Raw genomic sequence first — 19,631 nt, forward strand, 5'->3', positions numbered from 1 at the left:
ATGCCTTCACCTCACCCGGCCTGTTACAACGTGGAAGGTTACAGCGTCACAACCGGTACGCGCGGCGCTAACGCACACATCAGCTCATAGCCCACGGTGCCCGCCGCAGAGGCAACATCGTCGATTTTGACCTCGTTACCCCACAGCTCAACCGGGGTTCCAATGCCTGCCTGCGGGCAAGGCGTTAAGTCAATCGCCATCATATCCATCGAGACCGTGCCAACGGTTCCGGTGCGCACGCCATCCACCCACACGGGCGTACCGCTGGGGGCAATGCGCGGGTAACCGTCGGCATAGCCGCACGCGACAATCCCGATACGCTGCTCCCCCGTCGCACGGTATCGGCTGCCGTAGCCTACGGTATCGCCCGCTTTCAGCGTCTGAACACCGATGATTTCACTGCGCAGCGTCATGACCGGCTTAAGGCCACTGTTGGCAATATCCTGCCACTGGCCGGACGGTGAAGCACCGTAGAGGATAATGCCCGGGCGAACCCAGTCGAAATGCGCTTCAGGATGCCAGAGCGTCGCCGCCGAGTTTGACAGGGAGCGCGGGCAATCCAGCCCTTCCGCCGCCTGCTCAACGCGCACCATCGCATCAGCAATGCCGTCCGGTTTTTCGGCGTCGGCAAAGTGCGCCATTAGCGTCATTTCGCCAACGTTTTTCAGATTACGCAGCTGCTGCCAGACCGTGTGTACGCGCTCAGGCTGGAAGCCCAGGCGGTTCATGCCGCTGTTTACCTTAAGATAGATATCCAGCGGAGCATGCAGCTTCGCATCCTGCAGGGCTTTGATCTGCCAGTTGCTGTGGAGGCTGGTGGTCAGGCGGTATTTATCCAGCAGGGGCAGATCGTCGGCGTGGAAAAAACCTTCCAGCAGTAAAATTGGCCCCTTCCAGCCGCGTTCGCGAAGAAGAATGGCCTCATCAAGGTTCAGTAAGGCAAAGCCGTCGGTCGCGCCAAGCGCGCCCCAGATACGGTCAATACCGTGCCCGTAGGCGTTCGCTTTGACAACCGACCAGACGCGTGAACCCGGCGCAGCACGACGGACAATTTGCAGGTTATCCTTCAGGGCCTGCAAATCGAGCTGCGCCAGAACAGGACGTGACATGGCAACTCCTTATTGATGCGCGCCGTGAAGATGCTGTGGACGCGATGGGGTAAACCCTGATTGATAGCGTGCCACACTCAGGTCGTCAAACGGAATCGCCGGGGTGCGGCCAGAAAGCAGGTCGCTCAACAGCTGGCCCGATCCGCAGGCCATCGTCCAGCCCAGCGTTCCGTGCCCGGTGTTGGTCCACAGGTTTTTATAAGGCGTACGACCCACAATCGGCGTGCCGTCCGGCGTCATAGGGCGCAGACCGGTCCAGAAGGTCGCCTGTTCAATAAACCCGCCGCGCGGGAAGAGATCGCCGACCACCATCTCCAGCGTTTCACGACGCGGTTTAAGCAGCTCGGTATTAAAGCCCACAATTTCCGCCATGCCGCCGACGCGGATCCGGTTATCAAAGCGGGTGATGGCGATTTTGTAGGTTTCATCAAGAATGGTAGAGACCGGCGCGCCGCTGTCCTCTTTCACCGGAATGGTCAGGGAGTAGCCTTTAAGCGGGTAAACAGGAATGTCGAGAATGCCCTTGAGCATCGCGGTGGAGTAGGAACCAAACGCCATGACGTAGGCATCCGCTTTAATCACCTCGTCGCCGCACTTCACGCCGTAAATTTTTTCGCCTTCCGACAACAGCTTATCGACCGACGTATTAAAGCGGAATGTCACCCCTGCCTGCTCGCACATCTGCGCCAGACGCTGGGTAAAGAGCTGGCAGTCCCCGGTTTCGTCGTTTGGCAGACGTAACCCGCCCGTAAGCTTGTGCGCCACTTCCGCCAGGGCAGGCTCGACCTGCCCCAGCTGGCTGGCCTCCAGCAGCTGATAAGGTACGCCCGCGTCTTCCAGCACGGCGATATCGCGGGTGGCGTTTTCATACTGCTGCGCGGTGCGGAACAGCTGCAGCGTGCCGCCCTGCCGCCCTTCGTACTCAATGCCGGTCGAGGCGCGTAAAGCTTTCAGGCAGTCACGGCTGTATTCTGCCAGGCGCACCATACGCCCTTTGTTTTCCATGTAGTGGCGCGTGTCGCAGTTGCGCAGCATCTGCCACATCCACTTGAGCTGGAACGGCGTGCCGTCAAGGCCGATCGCCAGCGGCGCGTGGCGCTGGAACATCCATTTAATCGCCTTCAGCGGGACGCCGGGTGCTGCCCACGGTGCCGCATAGCCCGGGGAGATTTGGCCGGCGTTCGCCGCGCTGGTCTCCAGGGCCGGGCCGGATTCACGATCGATAACCGTAACCTCATGCCCTGCCTGACTTAAATACCAGGCGCTGGTTACGCCAACCACACCACTTCCCAGTATGACAACACGCATAGCCACTCCATTATGTGCAAAAGAACAATCATCTGATTACAGATTGATAACCTAGTTGAAAATATTATTCAACATACGACTTTTTTATGGTGACTTGCCTCACATCTTCCCCTGCCCGTGGGGATGGCGCTTATTTGGGATCTCCTGCTGCGCGCTATTTTTAACCAGCATAAAATGCTGCAAGGGCCGCATTTTTTACCTTATTGAAAAGAAGAAATCGCAAAGAAAAAATTTCTCCATCAGCACGCTTTTTAACACGGTGATCTATGCTTGAAAGGAGGCTCTCCAGCCAGAGAGAGCACCAACAATGAGGGCGCGCTAATGGCTACTATTGATTCCATGTCCAGGAACAGCACACGTCTCAGCGATGGACCCGACTGGACCTTCGAGCTGCTGGATGTCTACCTCGCCGAGATAGACCGGGTAGCGAAACTCTATCGTCTGGACACCTATCCGCATCAGATTGAAGTCATTACGTCCGAACAGATGATGGATGCTTACTCCAGCGTCGGGATGCCAATCAATTATCCTCACTGGTCGTTCGGTAAAAAGTTCATTGAAACCGAGCGGCTCTACAAACACGGTCAGCAGGGGCTCGCGTATGAGATCGTCATTAACTCCAACCCGTGTATCGCCTATTTGATGGAAGAGAACACCATTACCATGCAGGCGCTGGTGATGGCGCATGCCTGCTACGGGCATAACTCCTTCTTCAAGAATAACTACCTGTTCCGCAGCTGGACGGATGCCAGTTCGATCGTCGATTACCTGATCTTTGCCCGCAAATACATTACTGACTGCGAGGAGCGTTACGGCGTGGATGAGGTAGAAAAACTCCTCGACTCCTGCCATGCGCTGATGAACTACGGCGTCGACCGCTACAAGCGTCCGCAAAAAATCTCGTTGCAGGAGGAGAAAGCCCGGCAGAAAAGCCGCGAGGAGTATCTGCAAAGCCAGGTGAATATGCTGTGGCGCACGCTGCCGAAGCGTGAGGAGGAGAAAACCGTGGCCGAGGCGCGGCGCTACCCTTCTGAGCCGCAGGAAAACCTGCTGTACTTTATGGAGAAAAACGCCCCGCTGCTGGAGCCGTGGCAGCGTGAGATCCTGCGCATTGTGCGCAAGGTGAGCCAGTATTTCTATCCGCAAAAGCAGACGCAGGTGATGAACGAAGGCTGGGCGACGTTCTGGCACTACACCATCCTTAACCATCTGTATGACGAAGGCAAAGTCACCGAGCGGTTTATGATGGAGTTCCTGCACAGCCACACCAACGTGGTGTTCCAGCCTGCTTACAACAGCCCGTGGTACAGCGGGATCAACCCGTATGCGCTCGGTTTTGCGATGTTCCAGGATATTAAACGCATCTGCCAGTCGCCAACGGAAGAAGATAAATACTGGTTCCCGGATATCGCCGGGTCTGACTGGCTGGAGACGCTGCATTTTGCGATGCGCGACTTTAAGGACGAGAGCTTCATCAGCCAGTTCATGTCACCGAAGATTATGCGCGACTTCCGCTTCTTTACCGTGCTGGATGACGACAGAAATAACTACCTCGAGATTTCGGCGATCCACAACGAAGAGGGCTACCGCGAGATCCGCTCGCGCCTCTCCTCTCAGTACAACCTGAGCAACCTGGAGCCGAACATTCAGGTCTGGAACGTGGATCTTCGCGGTGATCGCTCCCTGACGCTGCGCTACATCCCGCATAACCGCGCGCCACTGGATAAAGGGCGTAAAGAGGTGCTGAAGCATGTGCATCGCCTGTGGGGATTCGACGTCATAATGGAGCAGCAGAATGAAGATGGCAGCGTGGAACTGCTGGAACGCTGCCCGACGCGGTTGAATACGCTCTGATGCAGCCTTTTTGCCGGTGGCGCTGCGCTTACCGGGCCTGCAAACCCCACAGGTCGGGTCAGGCGAAGCCGCCACCCGACGAAAAAAAACCTCTCATCTGAGAGGTTTTTCTTTTAGCGCGACTGAATCGCTAAATCACCCGGCAGGGTTTTCTGCATACGGTGCCAGATCTCCCCGGAATCCCGGCCATAACGACGCACCGTCTCATAGACCTGGTCGTGCTGCGCGGTAGAACACAACTCGCTCAGCTTGTGATAAAAACCGAGCGCCAGGCTGCGCGCTTCTGGGTTCGCAAAGTAGTGACGACCAATGCGGGTATACAGCCCTTTCATGCCGTTGAGGATCAACCCATAGATTGGGTTACCGGAGGCAAACGCCAGGCCGCGGAAGATGTTGTAGTCGAGCGTCGCAAAGGCATCGGCGTGGTCTTCCACCGCGTTAGCGCTGGCGAGTACCGCAAGCGCGTCTTCAGGATGCTGACGGAACGCGGTCCGAATAAAGATGGTGGCGATGTTGGTACGCACGGAAAGCAAATTATCAATCAGCTGCGGAACGCTTTCGTGGTCGAGACGCGCCAGCGTTTCAAGGATATTCAGCCCGGACGTTTCCCAGAAGTTATTCACTTTGGTGGGTTTACCGTGCTGAATTGTCAACCAGCCATCGCGCGCCAGGCGCTGAAGCACTTCTCGCAGCGTGGTGCGGGTGACGCCAATCAGTTCAGAGAGTTCGCGTTCAGCAGGTAGAATGGACCCCGCAGGGAAACGATTATTCCAGATGCTTTCAATGATGTACTCTTCCGCGAAACCCGCCGGGCTCTGCGCCTTAATGACCATAGTAAGATTTCCATTACACAGCTTTAGCAAATTGCACTCATCATACCAGAGGCGTACAGAGGCAGATAGCGCGTCAAAGTGAGAAAAGAGGGATCGCCGTTTCATTTTAATGAAATTTACATTCCCCTCTTTACGCCGCCTTTCAGACTAATTATGCGTATACTGGTCACTTATCTTAATTGACGGGGAAGGACGTCTGTCGTGGAAATCTCTTATGGCCGCGCGTTGTGGCGCAATTTTTTAGGCCAGTCGCCTGACTGGTACAAACTCACGCTGCTGGTATTTCTGATTGTTAATCCTGTCGTTTTTCTGGTAGACCCGTTCGCAGCCGGGTGGTTGCTGGTGGCCGAGTTCATTTTCACTCTGGCGATGGCGCTGAAATGCTATCCGCTTCTGCCGGGTGGCCTGCTGGCGTTTGAAGCCGTCATCATCGGCATGACCAGCGCTGAACACGTTAAAGAAGAGCTCGCATCAAACCTGGAGGTGCTCCTCCTGCTGATGTTTATGGTGGCCGGGATCTACTTTATGAAACAGCTTCTGCTGTTTATTTTCACCCGACTGCTGTTAAGCATCTCCTCCAAAACAATCCTTTCGCTGGCCTTTTGCTTCGCGGCGGCCTTCCTGTCCGCCTTCCTGGATGCACTGACGGTCGTCGCGGTGGTGATTAGCGTCGCCGTTGGCTTCTACGGTATTTATCACCGCGTGGCGTCTTCACAACCGGAAGGCGACCTGCACGATGACAGCGACGTCGATGCCCAGAAGCGCGAAGTGCTGGAGCAGTTCCGCGCGTTTCTGCGCAGCCTGATGATGCACGCGGGCGTCGGGACAGCATTAGGCGGCGTGATGACCATGGTGGGCGAACCGCAAAACCTGATTATCGCCAAGGCGGCGGGCTGGAATTTCAGCGAATTCTTCCTGCGAATGGCCCCGGTAAGCGTCCCGGTGCTGGTCTGCGGTTTTGTCACCTGCATACTGCTGGAGAAATTCCGCGTCTTTGGCTATGGCGCCCAGCTTCCTGAACCGGTACGCCGCGAGCTGCAAAAATTTGACCAGCAAAGCCGCAGCCAGCGCACGCGTCAGGATAAATTGCGCCTGGTAGCACAAGGGATTATCGGCCTTTGGCTTATCGCCGCGCTGGCGTTCCATCTCGCGGAAGTCGGCTTAATTGGTTTATCGGTGATTATTCTGGCGACCACCTTCACCGGCGTCACTGACGAGCATGCTATCGGCAAAGCCTTTACCGAGGCACTGCCGTTCACCGCCCTGCTGACCGTATTTTTTGCGGTCGTGGCGGTGATTATCGATCAGGAATTGTTCTCCCCGATTATCGCCTACGTTCTGAGGGCAGAAGCGGATGCGCAATTGACCTTGTTCTACCTGTTCAACGGGCTACTCTCGTCCATCTCCGATAACGTGTTTGTCGGGACGGTGTATATCAACGAGGCAAAAGCGGCGCTGCAACACGGGGCCATCAACGCTGAGCAGTTCGAGCTGCTGGCCGTAGCCATCAATACCGGCACCAACCTGCCGTCGGTAGCAACCCCTAACGGGCAGGCCGCTTTCCTGTTCCTGCTGACCTCCGCCCTCGCGCCACTCATACGACTTTCGTATGGCCGAATGGTGTGGATGGCGCTGCCTTACACGCTGGTGCTGACGCTTGTCGGGTTGCTGTGCGTCAAAATTACCCTCATTCCCTATACGCAGTGGTTAATACAAGCGGGTATACTGGCCGCGCACTAAGCAGGTTTTAACGGGCAGCGCGCTGCCCGTTTACCTTTTCGCATGATAAACATCCAATTACGTTTTATTTCGTCAGGTACAGGTGGCGCATGAAACGAATTCGTTTACACTGCGCTTTCTAAGCATGTCCCAGGGAAATGATTATGTTGAGATTTTTAAACCAGTGCTCTCGCGGTCGCGGAGCGTGGTTACTGATGGCCCTGACCGCCTTTGCGCTGGAAATGGTCGCGCTGTGGTTCCAGCACGTCATGGGGCTTAAACCCTGCGTGCTGTGCATCTACGAACGCTGCGCACTGTTCGGCATTATGGGCGCAGGCCTGGTGGGTGCGATTGCCCCGAAAACGCCGCTGCGCTATGTCGGGATCGCCATCTGGCTGTACAGTGCCTGGAAAGGGATTGAGCTTTCCTGGCAGCACACCGTGATGCAGCTGCACCCATCACCGTTTATGACCTGTGATTTTGCCGCCCGCTTCCCGAGCTGGCTGCCGCTGGATAAATGGCTGCCGCAGGTGTTTGTGGCATCCGGTGACTGCTCCGTTCGTCAGTGGGAGTTCCTGACGCTGGAGATGCCGCAGTGGCTGGTGGGTATTTTTGTCGCCTACTTCGTTGTTGCGCTGCTGGTGCTGATTGCACAGCCGTTCAAGCCTAAAAAACGCGATCTCTTTGGGCGCTAATTTGCCCGGCGGCGTTTCGCTTGCGCGGTCCTGCAGTTTTGTCGGTCGTGTAAGCGCAGCGCCACCCGACACACCCGCGCATATTAAAAAACCCGCCTCGGCGGGTTTTTTAATATCAACGGTTAGGATGATTCATAATGTGGTCTTCCCAGTCGTGCACCTCGGACTCTTTCACCGCGATGTGCCGCACGGAGATACGCTCTCCGTGCATCGCCGCTTTCGACCCGGTCAATAAAGGATGCCATTTGGGCAGGTCATGGCCTTCCGCCAGCAGGCGATACGCGCAGGTGTGCGGCAGCCACTCAAAGGTGGGCAGGTTTTCACGGGTTAACTTGATGCAGTCCGGCTCATACTCGAAGCGGCGCTCGTAGTTGCGGCACTGGCAGGTTTTGATGTTCAGCTGCTTACAGGCGACGTTGGTGAAGTAAATTTCGTCGGAATCCTCATCCATCAGCTTGTGCAGGCAGCACTGCCCGCAGCCGTCACACAGCGACTCCCACTCTGCGTCGGTCATGTCGTCGAGCGTTTTAGTTTGCCAGAAAGGGATGTCGTTCATCAGGATGTCCACACGTCAAAAGAAAGCGCACCTTATAACGAGTCTGGCACGTTGATGCAAGTTTTGCCGCCCTTTTGAGGCGGCAAGAGGCTTTTACAGTACGCGGGTTTTCAGTGACAGGCCGTTAAAACTGACCTCCAGTTCATCCCCACCGTTCAGCGGGCCAACGCCTTCCGGCGTGCCGGTGAGGATCACATCGCCCGGCTTCAGGGTGAAGAAGCGGCTCATGTAGGCGATCAGCGGAACGATCTTGTGGATCATATCTGCGGTGGTACCCTGCTGGCGGATCTCGCCGTTAACTTTCAGGCTAAGCGGCGTGTTCTGCGGGTCGTCAGTGAATTCGCTCACCGGGACAAAACCGGATATCGGGCAGGCATTATCAAAGCCCTTGGCTTTTTCCCACGGCTGCCCCGCTTTCTTCATCTTGCCCTGCACGTCGCGCAAGGTCAGATCGAGCGCCACGCCGTAACCGGCAATCGCCTGCTCCACATGCGCTTCGGAAGCCTGACGCAGCGTTGCGCCAATCAGCACGGCCAGCTCCACTTCGTGATGCACCGACCCCAGCCCCTGGGGCAGCGCCAGCGGCTGACGAATGTCGCACAGCGCGGTTTCAGGCTTAATAAACAGCACCGGTTCTTCTGGCGTGGCGCTGCCCATCTCCTGAATGTGTTTTGCATAGTTGCTGCCCACGCAGACCACTTTGCTCACGGGATAATCCAGTAATGCACCTTGCCAGTTATGATGTTGATACATGGTCGCTCCCTAAACGGTTGATGTGTTGTTCCCGAATGCCTTCGGGATTATTTCTTTCCGTTCACCTCAAGATGCTGTTTTAATAAATTCTCGGGTGGGGGTGGAAGTTGTAAATAATAGCCCTGCTCGGTTAATGCCGTTTTCACTTTTTCCAGATCCGCATTAACCAGCGTCTTACGTCCATCCAGCGGCAGCAGCATAGCCAGCTGCGGGCGGCCAAAACTTTTCATTAATTCTTCCGGTACGCGGGAAAAATCGTCTTTCTTTTCGACATAAAGGTAAGTCTGGTCACGACTTGAACTTCTGTAGATCACACAAAACATGTTTTTACTCTGAATTAATGGGTGGTTGCTTGCCTCAATATACTCCTGACTATAACATGCCTGATACTCTTCGGAATATCGCAACGGCGGTGTTGCGGTTAATAGCAAATTGAGTAAGGCCAGGATGTCAAACACGCCCATCGAGCTTAAAGGCAGTAGCTTCACCTTATCAGTGGTTCATTTGCATGATGCAAAACCCGAGGTTATTCGTCAGGCGTTAGAAGACAAAATTGCGCAGGCTCCTGCATTTCTGAAACATGCCCCCGTCGTCGTCAATGTGAGCGACCTTGCTGCTCCGGTGAACTGGAAATTGCTCCAGCAGGCCGTTGCATCAACCGGGCTGCGTATCGTGGGTATCAGCGGGTGTAAAGACGCGACGCTGAAAGCCGAAATTGATCGGGCAGGATTGCCGCTTCTGAACGAAGGCAAAGAAAAAGCCCCTCGTCCAGCCCCGGAAGCCGTGCCAACGCCCCCGCCACCCGCACAGAACGATACGCCTGTCACAAAAACGCGATTGATTGATGTGCCGGTTCGTTCCGGTCAGCGCATTTATGCGCCAAACTGTGATCTGATTGTTACAAGTCACGTCAGCGCGGGCGCTGAACTGATTGCCGATGGCAACATTCACGTTTACGGTATGATGCGTGGACGCGCGCTCGCGGGCGCTAGTGGCGACAGGAACGCACAAATCTTTTGTACTCACCTGACGGCGGAACTGGTTTCCATCGCAGGAGAATATTGGCTGAGCGACAAGATCCCAGCCGAATTTTATGGCAAAGCGGCCCGCCTGCTCCTGGCAGAAGACGCTTTGACTGTTCAACCGTTGAATTGATCCCTTTTAACAAGGAATTTCTATGGCACGCATTATTGTTGTGACTTCGGGTAAAGGAGGCGTTGGCAAGACCACCTCCAGCGCGGCCATCGCTACAGGTTTGGCCCAGAAGGGAAAGAAAACCGTCGTTATCGACTTCGATATCGGCCTGCGTAACCTGGACCTGATCATGGGTTGTGAGCGTCGCGTCGTGTATGACTTCGTTAACGTCATTCAGGGCGATGCCACGCTTAACCAGGCGCTGATTAAAGACAAGCGCACCGAGAACCTTTACATTTTACCGGCGTCTCAGACCCGTGATAAAGATGCCCTGACCCGTGAAGGCGTTGAAAAGGTCCTCGACGAACTGAAAAAAATGGAGTTCGATTTTGTGGTCTGTGACTCCCCTGCCGGTATCGAAACCGGTGCCCTGATGGCGCTCTACTTTGCGGATGAAGCGATCATCACCACCAACCCTGAAGTCTCTTCCGTGCGAGATTCTGACCGCATTCTGGGCATTCTTGCTTCCAAATCCCGCCGCGCGGAAAATGGTCAGGAGCCGATTAAAGAACACCTGTTGCTGACCCGATACAATCCGGGCCGTGTGAACAAAGGTGATATGCTGAGCATGGAAGACGTACTGGAAATTCTGCGCATCAAGCTGGTTGGCGTTATTCCGGAAGATCAGTCCGTATTACGCGCGTCTAACCAGGGTGAGCCAGTCATTCTGGATGCAACGGCAGATGCAGGTAAAGCTTACGCCGATACCGTTGACCGTCTGCTGGGAGAAGAACGTCCTTTCCGCTTCATTGAAGAAGAGAAGAAAGGTTTCCTCAAACGCCTGTTCGGAGGATAAGTTATGGCATTACTGGACTTTTTTCTCTCGCGGAAAAAAAGCACCGCCAATATCGCTAAAGAGCGTCTGCAAATTATCGTTGCGGAGCGTCGTCGTAGCGACGCCGAGCCACACTACCTGCCGCAGCTGCGCAAGGACATTCTGGAAGTGATCTGTAAGTACGTGCAGATTGACCCGGAAATGGTCACGGTACAGCTGGAGCAGAAAGACGGGGATATTTCGATTCTGGAGCTGAACGTGACGCTGCCGGAAGCGGAAGAGTCACGTTAATTCCTTTGTGGTTTTGTAGGCCGGGCACGCATCGCGCCGCCCGGCACGTTCCCCGGTGGCGCTGCGCTTACCGGGGCTACATTTCTTAGCGCGGATAACCTTCCAGCAGCGTCTTCAGACGTTCGGCCATCAGTTCCCCACGCCAGCCCGACACCATTTCGGGTAAACCATTCTGCTGTTTCAGCTTCCAGTGCCAGTTCAGCAACTGGTTAATCTGACGACGAGACGCCAGCAGTTCTGCACTCAGCTTGCTTTCGCTCGCCACCGTCTGCACCAGGGCTTTGATATCTTTGAACGCCTTACGATAGCCCGGCATGTCCATCAAATTGAGCAACGGCTCCGGCAGTGCGTCGTCCGGCATGTGCTGCGCTTTTTCCACCAGCGCCAGCAGCGTCTTGCCGTGGAAGCGAATTTCACTGCCCGAAAGCCCAATGCTGTCCAGCTCGCCCAGGCTACCCGGCATGTAGCGTGCCACCGCCCATAGATGCTCTTCGCGCACCACAAAGTTAACGGCCAGATCGCGCTCACGCGCTTTACGCAGACGCCAGTCGGCGAGCAGCTGCAAACAGGCCAGCTGACGGGTGCGAAGCTGCCAGGCGTTGCTGATATCGCGCCAGGCTTCTTTCGGATCGACCACTTCCTGACGACGCTGCTGTGCCATGCGGCACTCGTCCAGCGCGGCTGAGAGCCAGCCTGAGGCTTCCGCCTCTTTCATCAGCTGTCCGGCAATCGGCAGCAGATAAAACACGTCGGCAGCCGCATACTCAAGCTGGCGAGCGGTCAGTGGACGGGCCAGCCAGTCCGTGCGCGACTCGCTCTTGTCCAGTGCCAGGCCAGTGTACTCTTCGACCATTGCCGCAAATCCCCAGGAAAGCGGGCGGTTGCTGAACGCGGCAAGGATCTGCGTGTCAATCAGCGGCTGCGGCATGATGCCAAAGGTATTGAGAAACACTTCCAGATCTTCACTGCCCGCATGCAGGTATTTCGTGACGGCGGTATCAAGCAGCAGGTCGCGCATTGGCGTCCAGTCGGTAATGCCGAGCGGGTCAATCAGCGAGACGCGCTTGCCGTCGTACATCTGAATCAGCCCCAGCTGCGGATAGTAGGTCCGCGTGCGGACAAACTCGGTATCCAGGGCGATAGCAGGGAAATCGCGCGTCACTTCGCACAGCGAAGCCAGCTCGTCGTTGGTCGTGATCATCTGGTAATTCAAAGCAGTTTCTCTTTTGTTTGCGCCCATAAAAAACGCCGGCTTAACCGGCGTCTGGGCGATTAGCGTGAAGCTCAGGCCTTATTGTCCACTTTGGCACGGGCTTCGTCACGTAATTCTCGTCGTAATATCTTCCCGACATTGGATTTTGGCAGTTCATCGCGGAATTCAACCAGCTTAGGCACTTTATAACCGGTGAGCTGGCGACGGCAGAAGGTAATAAGCTCTTCGTCAGTCAGCGATGCATCTTTCTTAACCACAAATATCTTCACCGCTTCACCGCTGCTGCCGGAAGGCACGCCCACGGCCGCCACCTCCAGCACGCCGCTGTGCTGCATCACGACGTCTTCGATTTCATTCGGATAGACGTTAAAGCCGGAGACGAGGATCATGTCTTTTTTACGATCGACAATCCGCAGGAAGCCTTCGTCATCCATCACCGCGATATCGCCGGTATGCAGCCAGCCGTCTTTGATGATTTCATCGGTGGCGTCCGGCCGCTGCCAGTAGCCCAGCATTACCTGCGGCCCTTTCACACACAGCTCGCCCGGCTCGCCATGAGCCACTTCCTTATCCTCATCATCGACCAGTTTGGCTTCCGTCGACGGCACCGGCAGACCGATGCTTCCGCTGTGGTAGTCAATATCGTGCGGGTTAACGCTCACCAGCGGCGCGCACTCCGTCAGGCCGTAGCCTTCCAGTAAATACTGGCCCGTCAGTTTTACCCAGCGCTCGGCGACCGCCTGCTGGACGGGCATGCCGCCGCCGGCAGAGAGGTGCAGCGTTGAAAAATCAAGCTGCTGGAACTCTTTGTTATTTAACAACGCATTGAACAGGGTATTCACGCCCGTCATGGCGGTGAAGGGGTATTTCGCCAGCTCTTTCACCAGGCCCGGAATATCTCGCGGGTTGGTGATCAGCAGGTTTTGCCCGCCCAGCTCAATAAACAGCAGGCAGTTCATGGTCAGGGCAAAAATGTGGTACAGCGGCAGCGCCGTGACCACCAGCTCTTTACCCGGATGCAGCAGCGGCCCGTAGGTCGCGTTAACCTGCTCAAGGTTAGCCAGCATGTTGCGGTGCGTCAGCATCGCCCCTTTGGCCACGCCGGTGGTACCGCCGGTGTATTGCAGGAAAGCGAGATCGTCTGCCACCACTTCGGGTTTGACATATTGCATCCGGTAGCCCGCCTGCAGCGCACGACGGAAGGAGATAGCATCCGGCAGGTGATACTTCGGCACCAGGCGCTTTACGTACTTCACAACGAAGTTCACCAGCGTGCCTTTGGCCGTCGAAAGCTGATCGCCCATTCGCGTAAGAATGACGTGCTTAACCTGCGTACGCTCGACCACTTTTTCGAGCGTGTGGGCAAAGTTCGATACGATGACGATTGCCGCTGCACCGCTGTCGTTCAGCTGGTGCTCCAGCTCGCGCGGGGTATACAGCGGGTTGACGTTCACCACGATCATCCCGGCGCGCAGAATACCGAACAGCGCCACAGGATATTGCAGCAGGTTCGGCATCATCAGCGCGACGCGGTCCCCTTTTTGCAGCCCTAACCCTTCCTGCAGATAAGCAGCAAACGCCCGGCTACGCTCTTCCAGTTTGCGGAAGGTCATGACCTCGCCCATGTTCACAAAGGCGGGCTGGTCGGCGTAGCGCCGTACCGAGTGTTCAAATAATTCAACCAGGGAATGATAACGGTCAGGATTGATCTCCGCAGGAACATCCGCGGGATAACGGTTTAGCCAAACCTTTTTCAATGCATCACCTCTGAAATGAGCGTTCGTCGTCATCACAACCCCGATAATAAACAGTTCGTTAACATTATATTAACTCAGCGTACCAGTTTATTAATTACCCAGATTTAAGGTTGCGAAGCGCGTCACTCTTTTTTTTCGTTTTATCCGTAAAAAAACAGAGACAGCGGCTGAGCCGCTGTCTCTTTCATAATTAAAACAGTAAGTTACTCAGTTACGATCGTTTGTACCTGTGCCGGACCTGGGTTGTACCAGCCCCAGCCGCCGTAGCCATAGCGGTATGGATGTGGACCCCACATCCACGGATCGATCGGCTGCGGAGGCATGACAACCTGTTGAACAATGCGCCAGCGTTTATAGCCGGTTACCTGCATGGTCATAAATTTGTACGGCGTGCTGCCGATTTTACCCTCAACCGTGCCGGTAATCGGCCCCACCACCGTCACCAGCTGCCCGCGGAAGTCGACCGGGTCGAGGAAGCCGCTGACGTCAGCGTAGATGCGCCCACGAGAAGGCTCACCTAAACTCGGACGCGCACCGCTGTCCAGTGGCACGGTGGCAATTTCCAGACGGGTTTTACCCTGCTGGTTCACCACCTCAACCACTTTGCCGCCAAAGCGCGCTTCCTGGCCCACGTACAGCTCAGGGGCATTCATTACGCGCACCAGATCCTGCTGAGGCACCGGGCTGCTGCCCTTGATCGCATCAGGAACGGTTACGCAACCGCTCAGTGCTATGGCAACCGCGCCTGCCAGTAAAAGGCGTACTACGTTACTCTGAACCGCCATGATGCGACTCCTTTTTCTCAGTTCCTGTTACTGAGATTCACTCGCGGCCAGGAAGTTTCTTCCACGCGACGGTGTTTCGTAAATAAACAGGTTCTGCATGCTCAACGGCCACGGTTTTTCCCGCCGCGAGAAGCTGACAGGCGATGGGAAGCATGTCTTCTGCAGCAGGCAGCAGCATGTTGCCCTCGACCAGCGTGATGCCCGTATTGCTTGCCATCTCCGGCCAGGCGGCCCAGCCCGTGCCGACCGTTGCCCACTCGCCGGAGAGCTGCGTCAGGCGCTCGGTCACGGCCTCGGGCTTAAGCACCGCCTCCGTCTCTTCGCCGTGCCACACGCCCTGCTCGTCGCGGGTGTATTCAGCCCAGTAGACTTCGCCCATGCGGGCATCAATGGCTGCCAGCACGCGCGTTGCGCCGGTCATACGGTATGCGCCCTGCGCCATGGTCATCAGCGTGGAGACGCCAATCATCGGCAGTTCTGCACCCAGCGCCAGGCCCTGAGCAATACCAATCCCGATACGCACGCCGGTAAAACTGCCCGGCCCACGGCCATAGGCCAGCGCATCAAGATCGGTTAAGGCGGTGTGTCCCTGGTTCAGGATCGCCTTAACCAGAGGAAGAATACGCTGGGTGTGCTCTCGCGGGCACTCTTCGAAATGGGCACCGATCGCGCCATCGTTCCACAGGGCAACAGAACAGGCTTCTGTTGCCGTATCAATAGCCAGAATTCGCATTAGTTGTCGCGCTCTCGCAAGGGTCAGTCACAAAATGGCGCGCATTTTACCATACTCCGGGGCGAATTACTCCGCCGTCGGGTTCGCCAGGAAGCGAACCGCGCGTTTAATATCCCGCGTTCGGGGCGCGGGTGGCAGGCTGGCGAGGAAGGTCGCGCCGTAAGGGCGCATAACAAGGCGATTGTCGCAAATCACCAGCACGCCGCGATCGGAGACGTCGCGGATCAAACGCCCTACCCCCTGCTTCAGCGTGATGACCGCATCCGGGAGCTGGACGTCATCGAACGGATCGCCCCCGCGAAGGCGGCAATCTTCCATTCGCGCCTTGAGCAGCGGATCGTCCGGTGAGGTAAACGGCAGCTTGTCGATAATAACCAGCGAAAGCGTATCACCGCGCACGTCCACCCCTTCCCAGAAGCTGCTGGTCGCCACCAGCAGGGCGTTACCCGCGCTGACAAACTGCTGCAAAAGCTGCCCTTTGCTGGTCTCGCCCTGCAACAGTACCGGCAACGTCATGGTAGCGCGGAACTGCTCCGCCAGATCGCGCATCATCGCGTGGGATGTGCAGAGCATAAAGCAGCGGCCATTGTTGGCCTCGATCATCGGTTTTAACATCGCCGCCAGATGACGGGCCGCCCCCGGCTGGTTGGGCAGCGGCAGGTTACGCGGCACGCAGAGCAGCGCCTGTTTTTGGTAATCAAACGGGCTGGGTAACAGCAGGGATTCAGCCTGCTCAATGCCTAAACGTTCGGTGAAGTGGTGCAGCTCGTCATTCACCGACAAGGTTGCGGAAGTAAAAATCCAGCTGCCCGGCTTTTGTGCCATCACCTCTTTGAACTTGTCCGCCACGGTCAGCGGCGTCAGGGCCAGGGTGAAGTGACGCGAAGTGCATTCGTACCAGTAGCTGTATCCCGGTTGGTTGATCTCTTTGAGTCTTTTAAGACGTGTACGATAGACCGTCGCGCGCTCAAAGGCGGCATCCAACAGCGCAGAGCGGCCCAGCGACAGCTTCGCGACGTCGTAGCACAGCTCCAGCGCATCATCGAGCAGCAGCAGCGCGCGCTGAATATTGCTGTCCGCCAGCAGTTCACGCAGGTTGCCGCGATAGCCCGGCTCACCCAGCTGCAGACGGAAATCCTGGGCGCTTTGCGCCAGTCGATCGGCACACTTTTGCAGCTGCTGGGTATCTTTCAGTTCGGTGCGGTAGGCAATGGTGAAATCTTTTGCCAGATCCTGCAACTGGCGGCTGGAGAGCGACTGGCCGAAATACTGGCTGGCAATATCCGGCAGCTGGTGGGCTTCATCGAAAATCATCACCTCGGCTTCAGGGATGAGTTCACCGAAGCCGCTGTCTTTCACCACCATATCGGCCAGAAACAGATGATGGTTGACCACCACCACGTCTGCGTCCATCGCGGTTTTACGCGCCTTGACCACAAAACACTCTTTATACAGCGGGCAATCGCTGCCAAGGCAGTTATCGTTGGTGCTGGTTACCAGCGGCCAGGCCGGGGAATCTTCCGGCACGCTCGCGCAGGTGCTGATATCCCCCTCCTCGGTCTGGTTCGCCCAGGCGCGGAGAATAATGACATCACTCAGGGTCTGTACCGGCAGATCGCCCCCCGCCAGCGCCTGCTGCTCAAGCCGCTCGAGGCAGAGGTAGTTTGAGCGCCCTTTCAGCAAGGCCAGCCGCCCTTTGTATTTCAGCGCTTTTGCCACCGTCGGCAAATCGCGGCTGTAGAGCTGGTCCTGCAGCGCTTTCGACCCGGTCGAGACGATCACCTTCTTCTTTGCACGCAGCGCAGGTGCGAGGTAAGCGTAGGTTTTCCCCGTGCCGGTACCGGCCTCAACCACCAGCGGCTGCGCCTGTTCAATTGCCTTTGCGACGGCGTGCGCCATCTGCCGCTGAGGTTCACGCGGGTTAAAGCCGGGAATGGCCTTTGCTAACTGGCCTTCTGGGGAAAAATCGTCTGCCACGGTGCTCTCTCACTGTATTTTTGCACAGGGATTATGTCAGCCCATCCCTTCCTGTGCCACCCCAAATAGTGACGAAGAGGGAACAATATGGCAGTCTTGCCGCCTGATATGAAAAATAACGAGGAAACGTTTATGTCAATTTTGCGCATTGATGCCGAAGCCCGCTGGTCTGACGTTGTGATCCATAACCAGACGCTTTACTACACCGGCGTGCCGGCCAACCTGGACGCAGATGCCTTTGAGCAGACGGCTAACACCCTGGCACAAATTGATGCCGTACTGGAGAAACAGGGCAGCGACAAATCCCGCATTCTGGATGCCACTATTTTCCTGGCGAATAAAGAAGATTTTGCGGCGATGAACAAAGCCTGGGATGCGTGGGTTGTGGCGGGTCACGCGCCTGTACGTTGCACCGTACAGGCCACGCTGATGAAACCGGAATATAAGGTTGAGATTAAGATTATCGCGGCGGTTTAAGCCCGATTACTCTTCGTCTTCATCCTCGAAACGCGCCACGATCCGCTCACCGGTATGGGTGGCGCGAAGTTCTTCTGCCACCTGAGAAATAGCCTGTCCGCTGCTCATCCCCTGGGACATCAGCTCCTGAATTCGCTCAACCGCTTTCTGCTGCTGGTCGTGGCTCAGAGAAGGTAAACCTGCAAACATCGTCAACTCCTGCTAAATTATTCGCGCTCATTATTTCACGCTGCCGGTAGTATGCCACACATGAACACGCGCTTGCCCACTGTTATTACCCTGCCCTGGCGTGCTGACGCCGCCGAATTCTGGTTTGCCCGCCTGAGCCACCGTCCGTACGCCATGCTGCTGCACTCCGGCCATGCTGACCATCCTTATAGCCGGTTTGATATCCTGGTTGCTGACCCGCTGGAAACCCTGGTCACGCGGGGAAACCTCACCACGGTGGGAGGGCTGGAATCCACCGACGATCCGCTCACCCTGCTCCAGCAGCGCCTCGATGCCCTTGGCTTATCTGCTTCGCCCCATCCTGATCTGCCCTTCCAGGGCGGCGCGCTCGGGCTGTTTGGCTACGATCTCGGGCGTCGGTATGAAACGCTGCCTGACATCGCACAGCGGGATATTGCCATTCCGGATATGGCGGTAGGGTTGTACGACTGGGCGCTGATTGTCGATCACCACCAGCAGCGCGTCTCGCTGCTGAGCCACGCGGACGTCCACGCCCGGCTCGCCTGGCTTGAGGCGCAGACACCCGCGACACTACAGCCTTTCAGCCTGACCTCGGGCTGGCGGTCCAACATGACCGCCCCGGCGTATGCCGAGAAGTTCGCCCGCGTTCAGGCCTGGCTGCAAAGCGGCGATTGCTATCAGGTTAACCTTGCCCAGCGGTTCCAGGCGACCTATGAGGGCGACGAGTGGCAGGCGTTTTGCCATCTTAATGCCAGCAATAAAGCGCCCTTTAGCGCCTTTATCCGCCTGGACGAGGGTGCGATCCTGAGCCTTTCGCCGGAGCGTTTTATTCATCTGGCCGAGCGGACTATTCAGACCCGCCCCATCAAAGGCACGCTGCCACGCGTTGCCGACCCGGTTGCCGACCGCCAGCAGTCGGAGAAACTGGCGTCATCCCCGAAGGACCGCGCCGAAAATTTGATGATTGTCGATTTGATGCGCAACGACATTGGTCGCGTGGCCGAGCCGGGCAGCGTACGCGTGCCTGAGCTGTTTGTGGTTGAAGCGTTTCCGGCCGTTCACCATCTGGTGAGCACCATCACTGCACGACTGCCCGCCTCACGCACCGCCTGCGACCTGCTGCGCGCCGCATTCCCCGGCGGGTCGATTACCGGCGCACCAAAAGTCCGGGCGATGGAAATCATCGACGAGCTGGAACCGCACCGCCGCAACGCCTGGTGTGGCAGCATTGGCTACATCAGCCTGTGCGGCACCATGGACACCAGCATCACCATCCGCACCGTGACCGCCTGGGACGGCAGCCTATACTGCTCTGCGGGCGGCGGCATTGTTGCAGACAGTGAGGTACAGTCGGAATATCAGGAAACCTTTGATAAAGTTAACCGTATCCTGAAGCAACTGGAGAAGTAACGG

At 56.6% G+C, this 19,631-nt stretch carries 20 protein-coding genes; 8 read left to right on the forward strand and 12 right to left on the reverse strand.

Translation table 11 applies throughout. The features are described 5' to 3' along the window. Window positions 1–38: 38 nt before the first annotated feature. On the reverse strand, window positions 39–1,109 hold the full coding sequence (gene dadX / locus FFS28_RS03665; protein ID WP_006175937.1) for a catabolic alanine racemase DadX: 1,071 nt from the start codon (window positions 1,107–1,109) through the stop codon (window positions 39–41). A 9-nt stretch (window positions 1,110–1,118) separates the two neighbouring features. Then, window positions 1,119–2,417, reverse strand: a complete 1,299-nt coding sequence (locus FFS28_RS03670; protein ID WP_137848803.1) for a D-amino acid dehydrogenase — start codon at window positions 2,415–2,417, stop codon at window positions 1,119–1,121. Window positions 2,418–2,738: 321 nt separating this feature from the next. Here FFS28_RS03670 and FFS28_RS03675 point away from each other — a divergent pair, with 321 nt between their 5' ends. After that, the gene (locus FFS28_RS03675) at window positions 2,739–4,271 is read left to right on the forward strand and encodes a SpoVR family protein (protein ID WP_006175940.1); all 1,533 of its coding nucleotides are present in this window, start codon (window positions 2,739–2,741) and stop codon (window positions 4,269–4,271) included. A gap of 113 nt (window positions 4,272–4,384) precedes the next feature. Here the strand turns inward: FFS28_RS03675 and fadR are convergent, their stop codons facing one another. Beyond that, a complete protein-coding gene (gene fadR / locus FFS28_RS03680) occupies window positions 4,385–5,104 on the reverse strand; it encodes a fatty acid metabolism transcriptional regulator FadR (protein ID WP_006175945.1) in 720 nt (239 codons plus the stop codon). A gap of 201 nt (window positions 5,105–5,305) precedes the next feature. On the opposite strand from fadR, the gene nhaB reads away from it, so the two are divergent. Both nhaB and dsbB read left to right on the forward strand, forming a co-directional pair. Continuing rightward, window positions 5,306–6,844 (forward strand): Na(+)/H(+) antiporter NhaB, encoded by a 1,539-nt coding sequence (nhaB, locus tag FFS28_RS03685; protein WP_137848804.1) that lies wholly within the window; start codon window positions 5,306–5,308, stop codon window positions 6,842–6,844. Between the two features lie 143 nt (window positions 6,845–6,987). After that, the gene (dsbB, locus tag FFS28_RS03690; protein WP_088208285.1) at window positions 6,988–7,518 is read left to right on the forward strand and encodes a disulfide bond formation protein DsbB; all 531 of its coding nucleotides are present in this window, start codon (window positions 6,988–6,990) and stop codon (window positions 7,516–7,518) included. Between the two features lie 115 nt (window positions 7,519–7,633). Here dsbB and ycgN read toward each other — a convergent pair whose 3' ends face one another. The 3 genes from ycgN to FFS28_RS03705 all read right to left on the reverse strand — a co-directional run bounded on the left by ycgN (window position 7,634) and on the right by FFS28_RS03705 (window position 9,150). Further along, complete coding sequence (ycgN, locus tag FFS28_RS03695; protein WP_137848805.1) at window positions 7,634–8,074, reverse strand: cysteine cluster protein YcgN; 441 nt, start codon at window positions 8,072–8,074, stop codon at window positions 7,634–7,636. A 93-nt stretch (window positions 8,075–8,167) separates the two neighbouring features. Further along, window positions 8,168–8,827: a fumarylacetoacetate hydrolase family protein gene (locus FFS28_RS03700; protein WP_058610221.1), complete on the reverse strand. Its 660-nt coding sequence runs from the start codon at window positions 8,825–8,827 to the stop codon at window positions 8,168–8,170. A 47-nt stretch (window positions 8,828–8,874) separates the two neighbouring features. Continuing rightward, on the reverse strand, window positions 8,875–9,150 hold the full coding sequence (locus FFS28_RS03705; protein WP_058610254.1) for a YcgL domain-containing protein: 276 nt from the start codon (window positions 9,148–9,150) through the stop codon (window positions 8,875–8,877). Between the two features lie 124 nt (window positions 9,151–9,274). On the opposite strand from FFS28_RS03705, the gene minC reads away from it, so the two are divergent. The 3 genes from minC to minE are packed head-to-tail and all read left to right on the forward strand — an operon-like array spanning window position 9,275 to window position 11,087. Continuing rightward, the gene (minC, locus tag FFS28_RS03710) at window positions 9,275–9,982 is read left to right on the forward strand and encodes a septum site-determining protein MinC (RefSeq protein ID WP_137848806.1); all 708 of its coding nucleotides are present in this window, start codon (window positions 9,275–9,277) and stop codon (window positions 9,980–9,982) included. A 22-nt stretch (window positions 9,983–10,004) separates the two neighbouring features. Beyond that, window positions 10,005–10,817 carry a septum site-determining protein MinD gene (gene minD, locus FFS28_RS03715; RefSeq protein WP_137848807.1) on the forward strand — a complete coding sequence of 271 codons (813 nt, stop codon included), beginning with the start codon at window positions 10,005–10,007 and terminating at the stop codon, window positions 10,815–10,817. Window positions 10,818–10,820: 3 nt separating this feature from the next. Beyond that, window positions 10,821–11,087 carry a cell division topological specificity factor MinE gene (gene minE / locus FFS28_RS03720; RefSeq protein WP_003859937.1) on the forward strand — a complete coding sequence of 89 codons (267 nt, stop codon included), beginning with the start codon at window positions 10,821–10,823 and terminating at the stop codon, window positions 11,085–11,087. A gap of 85 nt (window positions 11,088–11,172) precedes the next feature. Here minE and rnd read toward each other — a convergent pair whose 3' ends face one another. The 5 genes from rnd to yoaA all read right to left on the reverse strand — a co-directional run bounded on the left by rnd (window position 11,173) and on the right by yoaA (window position 17,552). Beyond that, window positions 11,173–12,300, reverse strand: coding sequence for a ribonuclease D (gene rnd / locus FFS28_RS03725; protein ID WP_102892052.1), 1,128 nt, complete (start codon window positions 12,298–12,300; stop codon window positions 11,173–11,175). Window positions 12,301–12,371: 71 nt separating this feature from the next. Beyond that, on the reverse strand, window positions 12,372–14,057 hold the full coding sequence (fadD, locus tag FFS28_RS03730) for a long-chain-fatty-acid--CoA ligase FadD (protein ID WP_137848808.1): 1,686 nt from the start codon (window positions 14,055–14,057) through the stop codon (window positions 12,372–12,374). A 203-nt stretch (window positions 14,058–14,260) separates the two neighbouring features. Further along, complete coding sequence (locus FFS28_RS03735; protein ID WP_137848809.1) at window positions 14,261–14,842, reverse strand: Slp/YeaY family lipoprotein; 582 nt, start codon at window positions 14,840–14,842, stop codon at window positions 14,261–14,263. Between the two features lie 37 nt (window positions 14,843–14,879). After that, the gene (gene tsaB, locus FFS28_RS03740) at window positions 14,880–15,575 is read right to left on the reverse strand and encodes a tRNA (adenosine(37)-N6)-threonylcarbamoyltransferase complex dimerization subunit type 1 TsaB (protein ID WP_006175962.1); all 696 of its coding nucleotides are present in this window, start codon (window positions 15,573–15,575) and stop codon (window positions 14,880–14,882) included. 66 nt (window positions 15,576–15,641) lie between these two features. Further along, window positions 15,642–17,552: a DNA repair helicase YoaA gene (yoaA, locus tag FFS28_RS03745; RefSeq protein WP_006175964.1), complete on the reverse strand. Its 1,911-nt coding sequence runs from the start codon at window positions 17,550–17,552 to the stop codon at window positions 15,642–15,644. 132 nt (window positions 17,553–17,684) lie between these two features. On the opposite strand from yoaA, the gene FFS28_RS03750 reads away from it, so the two are divergent. Continuing rightward, on the forward strand, window positions 17,685–18,029 hold the full coding sequence (locus FFS28_RS03750) for a RidA family protein (protein WP_042320579.1): 345 nt from the start codon (window positions 17,685–17,687) through the stop codon (window positions 18,027–18,029). A gap of 6 nt (window positions 18,030–18,035) precedes the next feature. Here the strand turns inward: FFS28_RS03750 and FFS28_RS03755 are convergent, their stop codons facing one another. Further along, on the reverse strand, window positions 18,036–18,218 hold the full coding sequence (locus FFS28_RS03755; protein WP_003859925.1) for a YoaH family protein: 183 nt from the start codon (window positions 18,216–18,218) through the stop codon (window positions 18,036–18,038). Window positions 18,219–18,278: 60 nt separating this feature from the next. On the opposite strand from FFS28_RS03755, the gene pabB reads away from it, so the two are divergent. Then, window positions 18,279–19,628 carry an aminodeoxychorismate synthase component 1 gene (gene pabB / locus FFS28_RS03760; protein ID WP_137848810.1) on the forward strand — a complete coding sequence of 450 codons (1,350 nt, stop codon included), beginning with the start codon at window positions 18,279–18,281 and terminating at the stop codon, window positions 19,626–19,628. Window positions 19,629–19,631 lie beyond the last annotated feature (3 nt).

The organism is Enterobacter sp. 2VL (genome assembly GCF_005503595.1).
Taxonomy (GTDB): domain Bacteria; phylum Pseudomonadota; class Gammaproteobacteria; order Enterobacterales; family Enterobacteriaceae; genus Enterobacter; species Enterobacter cancerogenus.

Coding starts and splice junctions, on each gene's coding strand:
- dadX (WP_006175937.1), bottom strand. CDS start 1,109: ATGTCACGTCCTGTTCTGGCGCAGCTCGATTTGCAGGCCCTGAAGGAT.
- FFS28_RS03670 (WP_137848803.1), bottom strand. CDS start 2,417: ATGCGTGTTGTCATACTGGGAAGTGGTGTGGTTGGCGTAACCAGCGCC.
- FFS28_RS03675 (WP_006175940.1), top strand. CDS start 2,739: ATGGCTACTATTGATTCCATGTCCAGGAACAGCACACGTCTCAGCGAT.
- fadR (WP_006175945.1), bottom strand. CDS start 5,104: ATGGTCATTAAGGCGCAGAGCCCGGCGGGTTTCGCGGAAGAGTACATC.
- dsbB (WP_088208285.1), top strand. CDS start 6,988: ATGTTGAGATTTTTAAACCAGTGCTCTCGCGGTCGCGGAGCGTGGTTA.
- ycgN (WP_137848805.1), bottom strand. CDS start 8,074: ATGAACGACATCCCTTTCTGGCAAACTAAAACGCTCGACGACATGACC.
- FFS28_RS03700 (WP_058610221.1), bottom strand. CDS start 8,827: ATGTATCAACATCATAACTGGCAAGGTGCATTACTGGATTATCCCGTG.
- FFS28_RS03705 (WP_058610254.1), bottom strand. CDS start 9,150: ATGTTTTGTGTGATCTACAGAAGTTCAAGTCGTGACCAGACTTACCTT.
- minC (WP_137848806.1), top strand. CDS start 9,275: ATGTCAAACACGCCCATCGAGCTTAAAGGCAGTAGCTTCACCTTATCA.
- minD (WP_137848807.1), top strand. CDS start 10,005: ATGGCACGCATTATTGTTGTGACTTCGGGTAAAGGAGGCGTTGGCAAG.
- minE (WP_003859937.1), top strand. CDS start 10,821: ATGGCATTACTGGACTTTTTTCTCTCGCGGAAAAAAAGCACCGCCAAT.
- FFS28_RS03735 (WP_137848809.1), bottom strand. CDS start 14,842: ATGGCGGTTCAGAGTAACGTAGTACGCCTTTTACTGGCAGGCGCGGTT.
- tsaB (WP_006175962.1), bottom strand. CDS start 15,575: ATGCGAATTCTGGCTATTGATACGGCAACAGAAGCCTGTTCTGTTGCC.
- FFS28_RS03750 (WP_042320579.1), top strand. CDS start 17,685: ATGTCAATTTTGCGCATTGATGCCGAAGCCCGCTGGTCTGACGTTGTG.
- FFS28_RS03755 (WP_003859925.1), bottom strand. CDS start 18,218: ATGTTTGCAGGTTTACCTTCTCTGAGCCACGACCAGCAGCAGAAAGCG.
- pabB (WP_137848810.1), top strand. CDS start 18,279: ATGAACACGCGCTTGCCCACTGTTATTACCCTGCCCTGGCGTGCTGAC.